Annotated in this window: 16 protein-coding genes; 9 read left to right on the top strand and 7 right to left on the bottom strand. The window is 75.3% G+C overall.

All coding sequences use genetic code 11. From position 1 onward, the window contains the following. The first annotated feature begins 26 nt into the window (after nt 1-26). A complete protein-coding gene (locus tag QRT03_RS07735) occupies nt 27-938 on the top strand; it encodes a hypothetical protein (protein WP_286051954.1) in 912 nt (303 codons plus the stop codon). On the opposite strand, the gene ald is transcribed toward QRT03_RS07735, so the two are convergent. Continuing rightward, entirely contained in the window at nt 884-1984 is a 1101-nt protein-coding gene (ald, locus tag QRT03_RS07730) for an alanine dehydrogenase (protein WP_286051953.1), read from the bottom strand. The two genes, QRT03_RS07735 and ald, sit on opposite strands and share 55 nt — an antisense overlap. 119 nt (nt 1985-2103) lie before the next feature. Here ald and QRT03_RS07725 point away from each other — a divergent pair, with 119 nt between their 5' ends. Further along, nucleotides 2104-2586, top strand: coding sequence for an Lrp/AsnC family transcriptional regulator (locus QRT03_RS07725; protein ID WP_286051952.1), 483 nt, complete (start codon nt 2104-2106; stop codon nt 2584-2586). Between the two features lie 6 nt (nt 2587-2592). On the opposite strand, the gene QRT03_RS07720 is transcribed toward QRT03_RS07725, so the two are convergent. Beyond that, nucleotides 2593-3723, bottom strand: a complete 1131-nt coding sequence (locus QRT03_RS07720) for an FAD-dependent monooxygenase (RefSeq protein ID WP_286051951.1) — start codon at nt 3721-3723, stop codon at nt 2593-2595. Nucleotides 3724-3798: 75 nt separating this feature from the next. Between QRT03_RS07720 and QRT03_RS07715 the strand changes: the two genes are divergently transcribed. Next, nucleotides 3799-4692 carry a GntR family transcriptional regulator gene (locus tag QRT03_RS07715; protein WP_286051950.1) on the top strand — a complete coding sequence of 298 codons (894 nt, stop codon included), beginning with the start codon at nt 3799-3801 and terminating at the stop codon, nt 4690-4692. 20 nt (nt 4693-4712) lie between these two features. Further along, nucleotides 4713-5093, top strand: a complete 381-nt coding sequence (locus tag QRT03_RS07710; RefSeq protein WP_286051949.1) for a hypothetical protein — start codon at nt 4713-4715, stop codon at nt 5091-5093. A 619-nt stretch (nt 5094-5712) separates the two neighbouring features. Here the strand turns inward: QRT03_RS07710 and QRT03_RS07705 are convergent. Both QRT03_RS07705 and QRT03_RS07700 read right to left on the bottom strand, forming a co-directional pair. Beyond that, nucleotides 5713-6336: a VOC family protein gene (locus QRT03_RS07705; RefSeq protein ID WP_286051948.1), complete on the bottom strand. Its 624-nt coding sequence runs from the start codon at nt 6334-6336 to the stop codon at nt 5713-5715. Continuing rightward, a complete protein-coding gene (locus QRT03_RS07700; RefSeq protein WP_286051947.1) occupies nt 6333-7595 on the bottom strand; it encodes an NAD(P)/FAD-dependent oxidoreductase in 1263 nt (420 codons plus the stop codon). The genes QRT03_RS07705 and QRT03_RS07700 overlap by 4 nt, the downstream gene beginning before the upstream one ends. Before the next feature lie 150 nt (nt 7596-7745). Between QRT03_RS07700 and QRT03_RS07695 the strand changes: the two genes are divergently transcribed. Next, nucleotides 7746-8378 (top strand): L,D-transpeptidase, encoded by a 633-nt coding sequence (locus QRT03_RS07695; protein ID WP_286051946.1) that lies wholly within the window; start codon nt 7746-7748, stop codon nt 8376-8378. 258 nt (nt 8379-8636) lie between these two features. Then, the gene (locus QRT03_RS07690) at nt 8637-9323 is read left to right on the top strand and encodes an SDR family oxidoreductase (RefSeq protein ID WP_286051945.1); all 687 of its coding nucleotides are present in this window, start codon (nt 8637-8639) and stop codon (nt 9321-9323) included. Nucleotides 9324-9326: 3 nt separating this feature from the next. Here QRT03_RS07690 and QRT03_RS07685 read toward each other — a convergent pair whose 3' ends face one another. Genes QRT03_RS07685 through QRT03_RS07675 form a run of 3 tightly spaced genes read right to left on the bottom strand, consistent with a single transcriptional unit; the run spans nt 9327 to nt 11706 of the window. Next, entirely contained in the window at nt 9327-10634 is a 1308-nt protein-coding gene (locus QRT03_RS07685) for an LLM class flavin-dependent oxidoreductase (RefSeq protein ID WP_286051943.1), read from the bottom strand. After that, nucleotides 10634-11089 carry a MaoC family dehydratase gene (locus QRT03_RS07680; RefSeq protein WP_286051942.1) on the bottom strand — a complete coding sequence of 152 codons (456 nt, stop codon included), beginning with the start codon at nt 11087-11089 and terminating at the stop codon, nt 10634-10636. Before QRT03_RS07680 ends, QRT03_RS07685 begins: the two co-directional genes overlap by 1 nt. 59 nt (nt 11090-11148) lie before the next feature. Next, complete coding sequence (locus QRT03_RS07675) at nt 11149-11706, bottom strand: recombinase family protein (RefSeq protein WP_286051941.1); 558 nt, start codon at nt 11704-11706, stop codon at nt 11149-11151. A 435-nt stretch (nt 11707-12141) separates the two neighbouring features. Between QRT03_RS07675 and QRT03_RS07670 the strand changes: the two genes are divergently transcribed. The 3 genes from QRT03_RS07670 to QRT03_RS07660 all read left to right on the top strand — a co-directional run bounded on the left by QRT03_RS07670 (nt 12142) and on the right by QRT03_RS07660 (nt 14096). Next, nucleotides 12142-13164 (top strand): hypothetical protein, encoded by a 1023-nt coding sequence (locus tag QRT03_RS07670; protein WP_286051940.1) that lies wholly within the window; start codon nt 12142-12144, stop codon nt 13162-13164. Nucleotides 13165-13204: 40 nt separating this feature from the next. Next, nucleotides 13205-13687, top strand: coding sequence for a DnaJ family domain-containing protein (locus QRT03_RS07665; RefSeq protein WP_286051939.1), 483 nt, complete (start codon nt 13205-13207; stop codon nt 13685-13687). 64 nt (nt 13688-13751) lie between these two features. Next, a complete protein-coding gene (locus QRT03_RS07660; protein WP_286051938.1) occupies nt 13752-14096 on the top strand; it encodes a hypothetical protein in 345 nt (114 codons plus the stop codon). The last annotated feature ends 22 nt before the right edge of the window (nt 14097-14118 follow it).

Genomic DNA, 14118 nt, shown 5'->3' with positions numbered 1-14118 from the left:
GAGTCCCCGACGAGCGGAGGCCGACCGTGACGACCGTCCCGGACGCCGCACCGACCCTGCGCGGTCCCCGACGCGCCCGCCACCACGCCTGCCTGGAGGCCGGCGGCGCGCACTACCTGGCGAGCCCGGACGCGCGCGGCGAGCTGTGCCCGACGGGCCTCGACGGGCTGCGGCGCGGGCTCGACCTCGCCGCCTCGGCCCGCGCCCGGGCGCCGTTCGTCGGTGCCGGGGCCCTCGTCGCGGTCGCGGTCGCCACCGTGCTCGTCGGGCCGTCCGTCGCCGACCTGCCGTCCCCGCTGCCGGTGCTGACCCTGCTCGTCGGCCTGGTCGCGACGGGGGTCGTCCTCGCGGTGACCGCCCTGCACGACCGGGCCCGCCGCACCGTCGTCGCCACCCACGAGATGGCCGACCGGGACCGCACCGCCCGCTACGAGCACCTGGTCGCGACCTGGGAGCGGCTGCGCTGCGCGGCCACGTCGTGGGAGCCCGCCGTCTGGGAGGTCCGGGCCGAGGCCGGCCGGCGCGCGCACAGCCCGGTGGCCCGGCGCACCGACGGGCCCCGGCACCTGCGCGCCGACCTCCCGGTGCCCACCTTCTCCGGGGCGCGGCGCGAGATCGCGTTCCTCCCCGACCGCGTCGTGCTGCGCGACGGCCGGTTCCACACGGTCGTCGGCTACGACACCCTCGAGGTCGACGCGAGCACCCGCGCGCGGGCCGAGGGCGGGCGGTTGGGTCGCCTCACCCTCCGCGCCGCGGGCATCGTCACCGTGCTCGACCTCGCCTCGGTCGACGCCGCGAGCGCGACCGCCGCGGCGCTGCGCGGCATGACCGACGCGCACCACCGCCGCGCCCGGGCCCACCGCGGGACGGTGCCCGCCCCGCGTCAGCCCAGCGACGCGACCGGCAGGTCGTGGGCCTCGCCGACGGTGGCGCTGTAGAGCTCGCCGGCGTGGGTCGCGAGGCCCGCGGCCAGCCCGGCGTCGTCGGCGAGCGCCTGCCGCCAGCCCCGGTCGGCCAGCGCGAGGGCGAACGGCATCGTGGCGTTCGTCAGCGCGTGCGTCGAGGTGTTCGGCACCGCGCCCGGCATGTTCGCCACGCAGTAGAAGAGCGTGTCGTGCACCGCGAACGTCGGGTCGGAGTGCGTCGTCGGGTGCGAGTCGGCGAAGCAGCCGCCCTGGTCGATCGCGATGTCGACGAGCACCGCGCCCGCCTTCATGCGGGACACCAGCTCGTTGCTCACGAGCTTCGGCGCCTTCGCGCCCGGGACCAGCACGGCCCCGACGACGAGGTCGGCGTCGAGCACGGCGCGCTCGAGGTTGTCGGTGTTCGAGTACAGCGTCTGCACCCGGCCCGCGTAGCGCGCGTCGAGGGCCCGCAGCGTGTCGAGGTTCTTGTCGAGCACGGTGACGCGGGCGTGCATCCCGACGGCCATCTGCGTCGCCGCCGCGCCGGACACCCCGCCGCCGATGACGACGACGTGCGCCGCCGGCGCGCCCGGGACCCCGCCGAGCAGCAGGCCGCGCCCGCCGTGGGAGCGCATCAGGTGGTAGGCGCCGACCTGGGGCGCGAGCCGCCCGGCGACCTCGCTCATCGGCGCGAGCAGCGGCAGCGCGCCGTGCCGCGTCACCGTCTCGTACGCGATCGCGGTGGTCCCGGCGTCGAGCAGGGCGTCGGTGCACTCGCGGGACGCGGCGAGGTGCAGGTAGGTGAACAGCGTCAGGTCGGGGCGCAGGCGGTGGTACTCCGAGGCGACCGGCTCCTTGACCTTGACGACCATCTCGGCCTCGCCCCACACCGTGTCGGCGTCGGCGACGAGGCGGGCCCCGGCCTCCTTGTACTCGTGGTCGGCGAAGGCCGAACCCGTGCCCGCGCCCTCCTGGACCGTGACCTCGTGGCCGTGGGCGACCAGCTCGCGCACACCCCCGGGCGTCAGGGCCACCCGGAACTCGTTGTCCTTGACCTCGGTGGGCACCGCGACCTTCATGGTCGTCCTCCGTTCGTCGTCGTGTCCTCCCACCATGATGAACGTCCTGCGTTTCGGGCGGTAGCGACGTGAAGAAGCTTCTGTAACCTGCGCTTGTGGGTGAAGCTCCCGATGATCCCGTGGTCCGTTCGCAGCCACCGCCGAACGATCTGCGGCCGCTGGACGAGGTCGATCGCGCCCTGCTGACCCACCTCGTGGCCGACGCCCGCATCACGAACGCGGCACTCGCCGAGAAGGTGGGGATCGCGGCGTCCACGTGCCTGACGCGCGTCCGGGCGCTCCGCGAACGCGGGGTGATCCGCGGCTTCCACGCCGACGTCGACCCGGCGGCCGTCGGCCTCCCCCTCCAGGCCATGATCTCGGTGCGCCTGCAGAGCGACGCCCGCGACCGCCTCGGCGAGTTCACCGCGCTCGTGCGCCGCCTCCCCGCCGTCCGCGACGTCTACTTCGTCGCCGGCGAGGACGACTACCTCCTCCACGTCGCGACGGCGGGGACGGGTGCGTTGCGCGACCTGGTCGCGACCCTCAACGGTCACCGCGACGTCGCGGGCACCGTCACGAGCCTGATCTTCGACCACATCCGCACCGCCCGGGGCGCCTGACCGGCATCACGGCAGCTCGAGCGAGGTCGCCGCGCTCGTCGCCGACCAGTGCTCGTCGCCCCCGCCGATCGCCGCGACCGCGTCGCCCGACGCCAGGTCCTCGGCCATCGCCGCGACCCGCTCGGCGTTCTCCACCGCCAGGCGCTGGTCGGCCTCGACGACCGGGCGCAGCCGCTCCTCCCACGCGGCGAACGCCTCCGGGACCGGGCGCGCCCCGAGCTCGTGCGCGAGCAGGTACGCCCCGATCAGCGCGAGCGTGGTGCCCTGGCCCGACAGCGGCGTGGTGCACCAGGCGGCGTCGCCGAGCAGGACCGTGCGCCCCGCGGACCACCGCGGCAGCACCACCTGCGTCATCGGCGCGAGGTAGAAGTCTGGCGCCGCGCCCATCCCCTCGAGCATCCGCGGGATCCACCACTCCCTCCCGGCGAAGGCCGCGGCGACCCGCCGGCGCTGCGCGTCGAGGTCACGGTGGTCGTCGACCTCGTCGTCCTCGAACCCCAGGTTGACCCGCACCTCCGCGTTGTCGCGCGCCGTGTAGACACCCGCCATCGCGTCCGGGTAGCGGCAGAACACCTGCCAGCGGTCGAGACCGAAGACGTTGGGCATCGTGAAGACGGCGAGCTGCGAGCCCAGCGGGCGCAGCTCGGCGTCGGGGAGCACGAGGCGGCGCACCCCGGAGTGCAGGCCGTCGGCCCCGACGACGACGTCGACCTGCTCGGTCCGCCCGCTCGCGAGCCGGACGCGGTCGTCGTCGATCCCGACCACCCGGTCCCCGAACACCCACTCCGCGTCGGTGACCGAGCCGGCGAGCAGGTTCGTGAGGTCGTCGCGGAGGATCTCGACGTCGGGTGAGTCCAGGGGGCCGCCCGTGAGGGTCGTGGTCGTCGTGCTCACCAGCTCCGTGCCGTCGGGGGCCACGACGGACATCCCGCGCATGTCGGTGGCCGCGGCGCGGAGCTCGGCGCCGACGCCCATGCGGTCCACGACCTCGAGCGCGGGACCGCGGACGTCGACCGCCTGCCCGCCCGGCCGCGGGGCGGCGGCGGCCTCGACGAGGGTCACGCGGTGCCCGGCGCGCGTCAGGAAGTGGGCGAGGGTCGAACCGGCGATGCCGGCGCCGGAGACGAGGACGTGCACGGGGACTCCCGGTGTGCTCTCGGACGGTGTACGAACGACGGCGACCGTGCCCGTCCGACGGGGAGGAGCACCAGCGTGTCGCAGGACAGCGGGGACAGCGACGAGCCGCCGTACCGGCGTGTGGCCGCCGCGCTGCGGGCCCGCGTCGACGACCTGGCGCCCGGCGACCGGCTCCCGTCGGTCCGCGCGATCGTGTCCGACTTCGGCGTGGCCTCCGCGACCGCCTCGCGCGCCCTCGCGCTGCTGCGCGAGGAGGGCCTCGTCGAGTCCGTGCCGCGGGTCGGGACGGTGGTCGCGTCGCGGACCCCGTCCCGACGCCGGGTCCGACCGCGCGGGACCGGCCCGTACCGCGCGGACGTCGTGGCGCTGGCGGTGGAGATCGCCGACGCGGACGGGCTCGCGGGTGTCTCCATGCGGCGCCTCGCCGCTGAGCTGGGGGTGCCGACGATGAGTGCGCACGGGCTCGTGCGCGGCAAGGACGAGCTGGTCATGGCCATGCTCGAGGAGGTGTTCGACGCCGAGCCCTGGCCGTCCGTCGCGGTGGACGCCGGGTGGCGCGCGCGACTCGAGGTCTCCGCCCACCGGCAGTGGGCGGTGTACTCGCGGCATCCCTGGGCGGCGCGGGCGATCTCGCTGCACCGGCCCCAGCCGGTGCCGGCGCTGCTCGCGATCGCGGAGTGGGACCTGACCGCGCTCGAGAGCGTGGTCGCCGACGCCGAGCGCCGCTTCGACCTCTACATGGTCCTCGTCGGGTACGTCCGCGGGATGGCCATGACGCTCGCCGCCGAACGGGACGCGGAGGCCGACACCGGGGTCGACGCCGACTGGTGGATCGACCACGATCCGGCGACGGCGCGGGGCATGTCGCGCCTCGCCGGGCCCGCGATCCGCCGGGCCGGGCCGTACGCCTACGACCTCGACCGGGTGTTCCGGACCGGTCTGACGGCACTGCTCGACGGAATGGTCTGACCTAGGTCAGGATCACCGCCGTGGACGCACTGACGCGGATCGGTCTCGTGGAGCTGGCGTTCGGCGCGGTGCTCGGGTGGGCGGTGGCGGCCACGATGATCACGCCGAAGCTGGTGGAGCGGGCGGGCGTCCGCAAGCCGCGGCGCATCCTCCAGGCGCACCTCGACTACGTCATCATGGGGATCATCCTGATCGCGGTCGGGCTCGCGGTGCCGGGCCTGCCGACGTGGCTGGCCGTGGCGATCGTGATCGGGACCTGGGTCAACCCGACCCTCTTCCTCCCGCTCGCCTTCTCGCCCCGTGCCGCGACCCGGCCGTGGTTCCAGGTGCTCAGCATCGTCTCGTTCACGCTCACCAGCGGCGGCCTCGTCGGCGCGGCAGTCGTCGGTCTGCTCCGCTGAGCTGCTCGGCGTGTGCGTCCCGCGCACGGCCGACTGAGGTCGCACCACCCGGCATGCGCGTTGCGTCCCGCACACGGCCGACCGAGGGCGCACCGCCCGGCAAGCGCGTTGCGTCCCGCACACGGCCGGCCGAGGTCGCACCACCCGGCGAACGCGTTGCGTCCCGCACACGGCCGGCCGAAGGCGCACCGCCCGGCAAGCGCGTTGCGTCCCGCATACGGCCGACCGGGGCCGCACCACCCGGCAAGCGCGTTGCGTCCCGCACACGGCCGACCGAGGGCGCACCGCCCGGCAAGCGCGTTGCGTCCCGCACGACGTCGCGGCGCACCGCGGCTCCGACCCTGTGCCCGCGACGGTGTGCGGCACAACGCCGATCCGGGCCGACCCTTCGCCCGTCGTCCGTATGCGGCACGCAACGCCCCGCGGCCCGACGCTTCACCCTCCAGTCGTGTGCAGCGCGCAACGCCTCCACGGCCCGACGCTTCGCCCGTCGTCCGTATGCGGCGCGCAACGCCGATCCGGGCCGACCTTCGCCCGTCGTCCGTATGCGGCACGCAACGCCCCCGCGGCCCGACGCTTCACCCTCCAGCCGTGTGCGGCACGCAACGCGCTTCGCGGCTCAGAGGACGACCGGACCACCCGGCGTCGACAGTTCCGCCCGCAGCCCCACCGGTCCCGGCGTCACGGTCACGCGGCTGCCGAGGTGCCCGGTCAGCCCGGCCTCGACCAACCGGGCGCGCAGGGCGTCGGCCGACGGCGTCGAGAGCACGAGGCGACGGAGCGCGAGCCCGTCGTGGCCGAGTCCCGACGAGGGGTGCGCGCCGTCCCAGGCGATCAGCGACGGCCAGACGCCGGAGCCGTCGACCGGGAACGAACCGTCCACGGGTGTGGTGAGCGACCAGCGGAGGTCGTCGCGGGCCAGGCGCGACGTCGCCCCGTGCTCGGGCACGAACGGGGCGCGCAGGTCGGCACGGCGCAGGACCCAGTGGACGAGGCGCGTCGGGCCCGCGAACCGGTCGAGCCCGAACCACCGCGGGCGGCCGGGCGCGGCGGCCTCCGGGTCGATCGCGATCAGCTCGAGGTAGGCGCCGTCGTCCAGGTTCCACAGCGCATTGTGGGTGCCGAAGCGCTCGTGTCGGCCCGGCCCCGAGGGACCCACGCCGAGCCGGTCGGTCAGGGACGGGACGCCGGTCTCGAGCGCGGAGGTGGCGACGACCAGGTGGTCGACGCCCGGCGTCCTCACGACGCGGCGGCCTTCTTGGCCGCCCGCTCCCGGCGCTCCTCGGCCTTCGCCAGCCCGTCCTCCCAGCTCGCCCGGTTCAGGATCAGCCGGCGGTACTGCATGACCTCGGCGCGCTTGTCGACCGCGAGCGCCCCGACGAGGCGGTCACCGCTGCGGTAGAGCGCGACGAAGGCGCCGTCGTCCTCGGAGCCCATGACGATCTCGGTCTCCACCTCGGGGCGGCCCTCGTCGGCGCGGGAGACGCCGACGAACTGGATACGGCTGTCGTACCAGTCCGACCAGAAGTACGGGACGGTCGTGTACTCCTTCGCGGACGACGGGTCGACGGCGTTGCGTGCCGCGAGGGCGCCCTGCTCGGAGGCCGAGGTCCAGTGCTCCAGACGCATCGGCGACGTCAGGACGTCGTCGAACAGGGCATTCGGCCAGCGCGCCACGTCGCCGGCGGTGTAGACGCCGGGGGCGGCGCGCAGCGTCGCGTCCGCGACCACGCCGTCGGAGATCGTGAGCCCGGACGACTCGAGCCACCCGGTGTTCGGGGCCGCGCCGATGCCGACGACGAGGACGTCCGTGGGGATCTCCGTGCCGTCGGCGAGGACGACCGACTCGACGCGCCCGTTCCCGGTGACCTTCTCCACCGAGACCCCGGTGCGCACGGTCGTGCCCTGCCGCTCGTGGATCGCCGTCAGCGCGCGACCCATCCGCTCGCCGACCCCGCGCACCAGCGGCACCGGGAGCGCCTCGACGATCGTCACCTCGAGGTCCCGCTTGCGCGCGACCGCGGCGATCTCGGAGCCGATGAACCCGGCGCCGATCACGGTCACGCGCGGGGTCCCGTCGCGCAGCAGGTCCCGCAGGTGCCGCGAGTCGTCCAGGGTCCGCAGCGTGACCACACCGCGGAGGTCCGGGTCGCACACCGAGGCGGGCAACGTCCTCGCGTGGGCGCCGGTGGCGACGACCAGTCCGGACCACGAGAGGTCGCGCCCGCCGACGGTGAGCGTGCGGCCCTCGAGGTCCAGCGCCTCCGCCGGGGCGCCCAGGACCAGCTCCACGTCGAGCTCGGCCAGCTTCTCGCGCTCGCGGTAGGTGAGGTCGCCCGGCTCGTCGTCGGCGAGGTGTTCCTTCGACAGCGGCGGCCGGTCGTAGGGCAGGTGCTCCTCGGAGCCGACCAGGGCGATCGACCCGGACCACCCGTCGTTGCGCACGGCCTCGACCGCCCGCAGACCCGCCAGGGACGCGCCCACCACCACCAGATCCGCCACGGCCCGACCCTAGCGACGGACCCGGCCCGACAGCACCCTCGCTCTGTCGACCGAGATCATCCCTTCGGGGTAGGCGGCTAACGCACTCGGCCCAGTCCTGCGATGTCCCGGGCACAACGCTCGGGACGAGGTCAGGGGGCCACGATGCGGATGACGAGGCTCGGAGCCGCGAGTGCGGCCGTCATGGCCCTGGGCACGCTCGGGGTGACGACGGGCCTGGCGCTGACCGACGTGTCGCTCGAGCGGCCCGCGACGGTCTCGACGCCGGCCGCGCCGCTCGCCGTCGCACCGCCGGTCGTGCCGGTCCTCGCGGACGCCGGCTCGGCGCCGTCGACCACCGCGACCCGGCCGACCACGACCCGCCCGACCACCGCCCGGTCGACCACGACGCGAACCGCCACGCGGACCACGTCGACGTCGACCTCCGCCCACCCGATGCCCTGCTCGATCGACGGCGACGGAGCCTGCGTCTCCCTCTCCGCGAAGCGCGCGTGGCTCGTGCAGGGCGGCGAGGTCGTCGCGAGCGCCCCGATCACCAGCGGCCGCCCGGGCGAGCGCACCCCGACGGGCACGTTCCACGTGACGTGGAAGGACGCCGACCACCGCTCCAGCGAGTTCGACGACGCGCCGATGCCGTGGTCGGTCTTCTTCCACGGCGGCATCGCCTTCCACACCGGGAGCCTGTCGCGGCAGTCCGCCGGGTGCATCCACCTGTCCGACGCGGTCGCGAAGCGGTTCTTCCGGACGCTGTCGGTCGGCGACACGGTCGTCGTGACCCGGTGAGCTGACCCGGCGCCTCGTGGGGCGAGGCGCCGGGTCGTCCGGGGACCGTTCGGGGCAGCCCCCGACGAGCGGGCGTGGGCCAGCTGGGGAACGAAACGCCACGCCGGTGCTCGTCACCCTCCGTGCTCCGGAGAGATGCCCTGCCCAACGGGGCGATACCGTGGTCGTGACGCGATCCGTCCCCGGAGCACACGGAGGGGTGGATCGTCCGGATCCAGGTGTGAACCGGAGGCGCGCTGCGTCGTTAGGGTCGTCGGCGTGAGCTCCCAGCGTCCTCTCGCCCTGGTCACGGGCGCCTCGCGCGGCATCGGCGCGGCCGTGGCGACCGCCCTCGCGCCCACCCACGACCTGCTGCTCGGCGGCCGGGACGCCGCGGCGCTCTCCGCGGTCGCCGCCCGACTCGGTGACCGGGCGCTCCCCTGGCCGGTGGACCTCACCGACACGACCGCCCTGGCGGCCGCGACCGAGCGGATCGACGAGCTCGACGTCCTGGTGCACTCCGCCGGCGTGGGGATGCTCGCCACGGTCGCGGAGTCCGACGTCGAGACGTGGCGTCGGCAGTTCGAGGTGAACGTCGTCGCCGTGGCCGAGCTGACGCGCCTGCTGCTGCCGGCGCTGCGGGCCGCCCGCGGCACGGTGGTGTGCGTCAACTCGGGCGCGGGTCTCGCCGCCCGCCCGGGCTGGGGCGCCTACGCCGCCTCGAAGTTCGCGCTGCGGGCGTTCGCCGACGCGCTACGCGGCGAGGAGCCGGACCTGCGGGTGTGCTCGGTGCACCCCGGACGCACCGACACCGACATGCAGCGCCAGGTCGTGGCGTACGAGGGCGGCACGTACGACGGGACGCGGTTCATGCGTCCGGAGTCGGTGGCCGCGACGGTGCTGGCCGCGGTCACGGCGACGCGCGACGCCCACCTGACGGACCTCGTCGTCCGTCCGGCCGGCTGATCCTCACCGCAGCGCGAGCCGCTCCCGCAGCGTCCCGGGCACGGGGTCGGCCGGCATCCGTCCGGCACGTCGCAGCTCGGGCACGACGTGCGTCGCGACCTGGGCGAACGTGCCCGGGGTGACGGCGTAGGCGAGGTTGAACCCGTCGGCGCCGGTCCCGTCGATCCAGTCGATCATCTGCTCGGCCACCTCGGGGCCGGACCCGACGGCGACCGGCCCGCGGCCGCCGACCGCGAGGTGCCGGGCGACCTCGCCGACGGTCCACTCGCGCGACGGGTCGTCGGTGGTGAACGACGCGAGCGCGGACCGCCCCGCGTCGGACTCGACGTAGCGCAGGGGCGCGTCCGGGTCGATGCCGGTGAGGTCGAGGCCCGTCCACCCCGCGAACAGCGCCAGTGCGCCCTCCAGGGAGAACGACTCCAGGTACTCGGCGTACAGCGCGTCCGCCTCGCCCGAGGTCGACGCCACGACCGGCGCGAGCTGCGAGAAGACGGTCACCGACGCGGGGTCGCGGCCCGCGTCGGACACCGCGGCGCGCAGCCGGTCCACCTGGCCGGCGACGACCGCCGTCGAGGGCCCGGAGACGAACACCGCCTCGGCGTGCCGGCCCGCGAACTCCAGCCCGCGCGGTGAGGCACCGGCCTGGAAGATCACCGGCGAGCGCTGTGGGGAGGGCTCGCAGAGGAACGGGCCGGGCACGTCGTACCAGCGCCCGTGGAAGGCGATGTCGTGCACCTTCGCCGGGTCGGTGTAGGTCCCGCCGGAACGGACGACGGCGTCGTCCTCCCACGACTCGTGCCACAGCCGCCGGCAGACCTCGAGGTACTCGTCGGCCTGTTCGTAGCGCTGGTCGTGCGGCAGCTGGTCGCCCAGCCCGAGGTTGGCCGCGGCGCTCGCCAGGTAGCCGGTGACGACGTTCCAGCCGACCCGGCCCTTCGTCAGGTGGTCGAGGGTGGTGAAGCGGCGGGCCAGCGCGTACGGGTGTTCGTAGGACGTCGAGACCGTCACGCCGAAGCCGAGGTGCGCCGTCGCCGCCGCCATCGCCGACACCGGCATCATCGGGTCGCCCAGCGGGATCTGGATGCCCGCCCGCACCGCGGCGTCGCGCGAGCCGCCGGCGACGTCGTAGACCCCGAGGACGTCGGCGAGGAACAGCGCGTCGAACCCGGCGTCGTCGAGCAGCCGCGCCAGGCCGGTCCAGTGGTCCAGGTCGGTGTAGCGGAACCCCGCGTCGGACGGGTGCCGCCACAGCCCGGGCGACTGGTGGCCCGCGCACATCATGGCGAAGGCGTTCAGGTGGATCCGCGACATCAGAAGTACGCGCGCGTGACCCACTCGGCGATGCAGGCGGGCTTGGGCAGGCCCTCGATCTCCACGGTGACCTTCGAGACGACCTGCACCCCGTTGTCGGGCAGGTCCTCCGCCTCGGTGATCGTCACGGTCGCCCGCACCCGGCTGCCGACGCGCACCGGGGAGGGGAAGCGCACCTTGTTCAGCCCGTAGTTCACGCCCATCCGCACCCCGTCGAGGCGGCGGGCGGAGTTCGCCAGGTGCGGCAGCAGCGACAGCGTCAGGAAGCCGTGGGCGATGGTGCCGCCGAAGGGGCTGGACACCGCCTTCTCGGGGTCGACGTGGATCCACTGGTGGTCCTCGGTGTCGTCCGCGAAGCCGTCGACGCGCGCCTGGTCGACCTCGAACCACTCCCCCGGCCCCAGGTCGCGCCCGATCGCCGCGCGCACCCCCTCCGCCCCGGTCAGGACCTCCACGTCCGCCTCCTCCTCGAAGAACTCGCCGGCGCCGACCCTAACGCCGCGGGGGCGGGAGATCAGGTCGGCCGACGGAGGTGGCCGTACACGGTCGTGCGCGGGACGTCGAGCTTCTCGGCGATCTCGGTGACCGAGCGGCCCTCGTCGTAGAGACGCTGCGCCTCCGCGGCGGACTCGGCGGTCAGCCGCGGCGGGCGTCCGCCCCGGCGGCCCCGGGCCCGCGCGGCGTCGAGGCCCGCCCGGGTGCTGGCCGAGACGAGCGTGCGCTGCAGCCCGGCGAGGAGCTCGAGCGTCGGCAGCACCCCGACCTCGCCCTCCCCGACCGTGTCGACCCGCTCGTCGAGCGACCGCAGGTCCGCTCCCAGCGCGTGCAGGCGCTGCCCGACCTGCACGAGGTGCAGCACCGACGAGGCGAGCCGGTCGAGCCCCGTGACGACCAGGACGTCCCCGGGCCGCAGCTCTCCCAGCACGGTCTCCAGGGCCGGCCGGGCACCGCGGGTGCCGAGCGAGGTGTCCACCCGGATCGTCCCGGCCGCCACGCCCGCGGCCTCGAGCCGCTCGACCTGGTCCCCCGCATCGTCCGTCGTCGACGCCACCCGTGCGTAGCCCCGCAGCACCTCGACCCCCCGTCGCTCGTCGTCGTCCCCCGGAAGGCATCGCCGTCGAGCCACGTTGCGTAACGCCGCCGAACGGACGAGTGAGCGGCGGAACAGATCTCCGTGAGGTCACACCGGCACGAGGTAACCGGTTCCGAGCCCGCCCGCCGAGGTCGGAAGACCGCAGGTCACGGTCCTCTACCGAGCGGTAGAGCGTTGCTACGCACAGTGATCGACGGAGCCCGGGACGTCCGGGCCGCCATCCACCGTGCACGACTTCGTGATGCAACCGTGACCTGATTCGGCCCTCCACGTGCACCTCCGCGCGTCCGAAACGGTGGAACCTCCCGGAACGACACGCAGGGGGAGCGACCGCAGGGTCACCGCCGATCGCCGCGCCGCGGCTCGGCCGAAGGCACCAGGGCCACCGAGCCCTGCAGGAGGAGTGGGGTGGACGTGCGCAAGACCGTCGCGATCGTGGTGGCCGTGGTGGTCGCCGTGCTGGCGGTGGTGTCCGCCGCGGCGCTCGGGAGCCCGGTCGCCTGGGCGGCCGCGGCCGTCCTCGTCGTCGTGACCGCCGCCGTCGTCGCGGTGGTCACGCTGACCCCGACGCTGCAGCGGGTGCTGGTCGGCCTCGGTGGGGTGCTCGGGCTCGTCGCGATCGTCGTCGCGGTCGCGGAGTTCGGGGTCCGTGGGTTCCGGACGGACTCCACGGCCGCCCTGCTCGGTGTCGCCGCCGGCCTCGGCGGCCTGCTGGTCGTCGCCGGGGTCGCGGCCGGCCGCTCGGCGCCGCGTCCCGCGGCCCTGTGGGGCGCCGCCGCCGTGCTCGCCGCCCTCGGCCTGGTGGCCGGCGTGGTCGTCGCCGCGACCGTCCCGTTCCTGCCGCTGTCGCGCGCCGTCGGCTACACCACCGCCGACGCCGCCACCGAGGTGACGCTCTCGACGCCCGCGGGGGTGCAGGACGGCGACGTCATGGTCGCCCAGGTGTTCCGCTCCGGCGCCGGCGAGATCCGGCCGCCGGCGGGCTGGACCGCGCTGCGGACGACCGCGCTGCCCGGCGGGGTCGGCTCGGTGTCGCTGTTCACCTCGACCGCGCAGGGCGCGACCGGGCCGGTCACCTTCACCTCGGACACGCCCGCCACGCTCCTCGGCGGGATCGGTGCGTGGTCGCACGTCGCCGCGGTGGCCGCACCCGGCGAGACCACCGGCGCCGGCGGTGCCGTGACCGCCGCCCCGGCCCCGGCCGACAGCGCCACCCAGGTCCTCTACTTCGTCGCCGGCACCAACGTGGCCGACATCGTGCCGCCGGAGCCGCTGGCCGATGCGTGGACGGTCAAGGCGGACGACCGGGTCAAGGCGACGACCGCGCTGGTCGTGCGCCCCGCCCTGGACGCCGACCCGGCCGCTCCGGTGTCGGTCACCCCCTCGGCGCCGCTCGGCGCCTGGGCGGTGCAGACCGTGGTGCTCACCGCCGAGTAGTCCCGTGCGTCGGCGCCCCCCGTCGTGCACCGTGGAGTGCATGCGGGGGGAGCCGGGCGAGAGCTACTGGGAACGCTACGAGTCGCTGATCGACGAGCAGATCCGCCGAGCGACGGCCGAGGGGGCGTTCGACGACCTCCCCGGCTCCGGCAAGCCGTTGGACCTGCCCGCCCGGGACGACGAGAACTGGTGGGTGCGCTCGAAGATGCGCGCCGAGGGCGTGTCCCCCGACGCCCTGCTGCCGCCCTCCCTGCTGCTGCGCAAGCAGATCGAGCGCCTGCACGACGACGTGCGCGACCTCCCCGACGAGGCCGCCGTGCGCGCCGTCGTCGCCGACCTCGACCGCCGGGTCATCGCGTTCCTGCGGTCGCCGCAGGGCCCGCAGGTGCCGATCCGGCGGCCCTCGGCCGACGCGGTGGTCGAGCGGTGGCGCGCGGGCCGGGCCGACACGCCGGAGCCGCCGGCGGCCGCTCCCGCAACGCGTCGTCGGAGCTGGTGGCCGCGCCGGCGTCGGTCCGGCTGACGCCACACGCGCTGCACAGCGGCACCACACGGCGCGGCCAGCCCCGGGACCCAGGCTCCGTGTCATGACAGCACCGACCGGACCGCAGTCCCCCGCCTGGCACGACACCGACACCGACACCGTCCGTACCCACGCCGTGTACGCCGCCCCGGCCGACCAGGCGACCCCGGCCGCCACGAAGCCCGCGCGCACCGTCAGCGCGCGGATCGCCGCCGTCGTCGGCGTGGTCGCCTTCCTGCTCGGCGCCGGCCTGTCGATGCTGACCGGCCCGCTGCTCGGCGGCGGCCCCGGCGGACCCGGCGACGGCGGGCCGGGCGGCCCGCCCGGGACCAGCCAGCAGTCCGGGACCGGCGCCGACACCGGCACCGCCGGGACGGGCACGACCGGGACGGGCACGACCTCGTCGTAGATCACCACTGGCGCCACGGGAC

It is taken from the genome of Actinomycetospora termitidis (genome assembly GCF_030286555.1).
Taxonomy (GTDB): domain Bacteria; phylum Actinomycetota; class Actinomycetes; order Mycobacteriales; family Pseudonocardiaceae; genus Actinomycetospora; species Actinomycetospora termitidis.
This window is presented reverse-complemented; position numbering and strand designations above follow the sequence as displayed.

Excerpts from the sequence above, each read along its gene's own strand:
- QRT03_RS07695 (WP_286051946.1), top strand. The coding sequence starts at position 7,746 with ATGACGAGGCTCGGAGCCGCGAGTGCGGCCGTCATGGCCCTGGGCACG.
- QRT03_RS07665 (WP_286051939.1), top strand. The coding sequence starts at position 13,205 with ATGCGGGGGGAGCCGGGCGAGAGCTACTGGGAACGCTACGAGTCGCTG.
- QRT03_RS07685 (WP_286051943.1), bottom strand. The coding sequence starts at position 10,634 with ATGTCGCGGATCCACCTGAACGCCTTCGCCATGATGTGCGCGGGCCAC.
- QRT03_RS07660 (WP_286051938.1), top strand. The coding sequence starts at position 13,752 with ATGACAGCACCGACCGGACCGCAGTCCCCCGCCTGGCACGACACCGAC.
- ald (WP_286051953.1), bottom strand. The coding sequence starts at position 1,984 with ATGAAGGTCGCGGTGCCCACCGAGGTCAAGGACAACGAGTTCCGGGTG.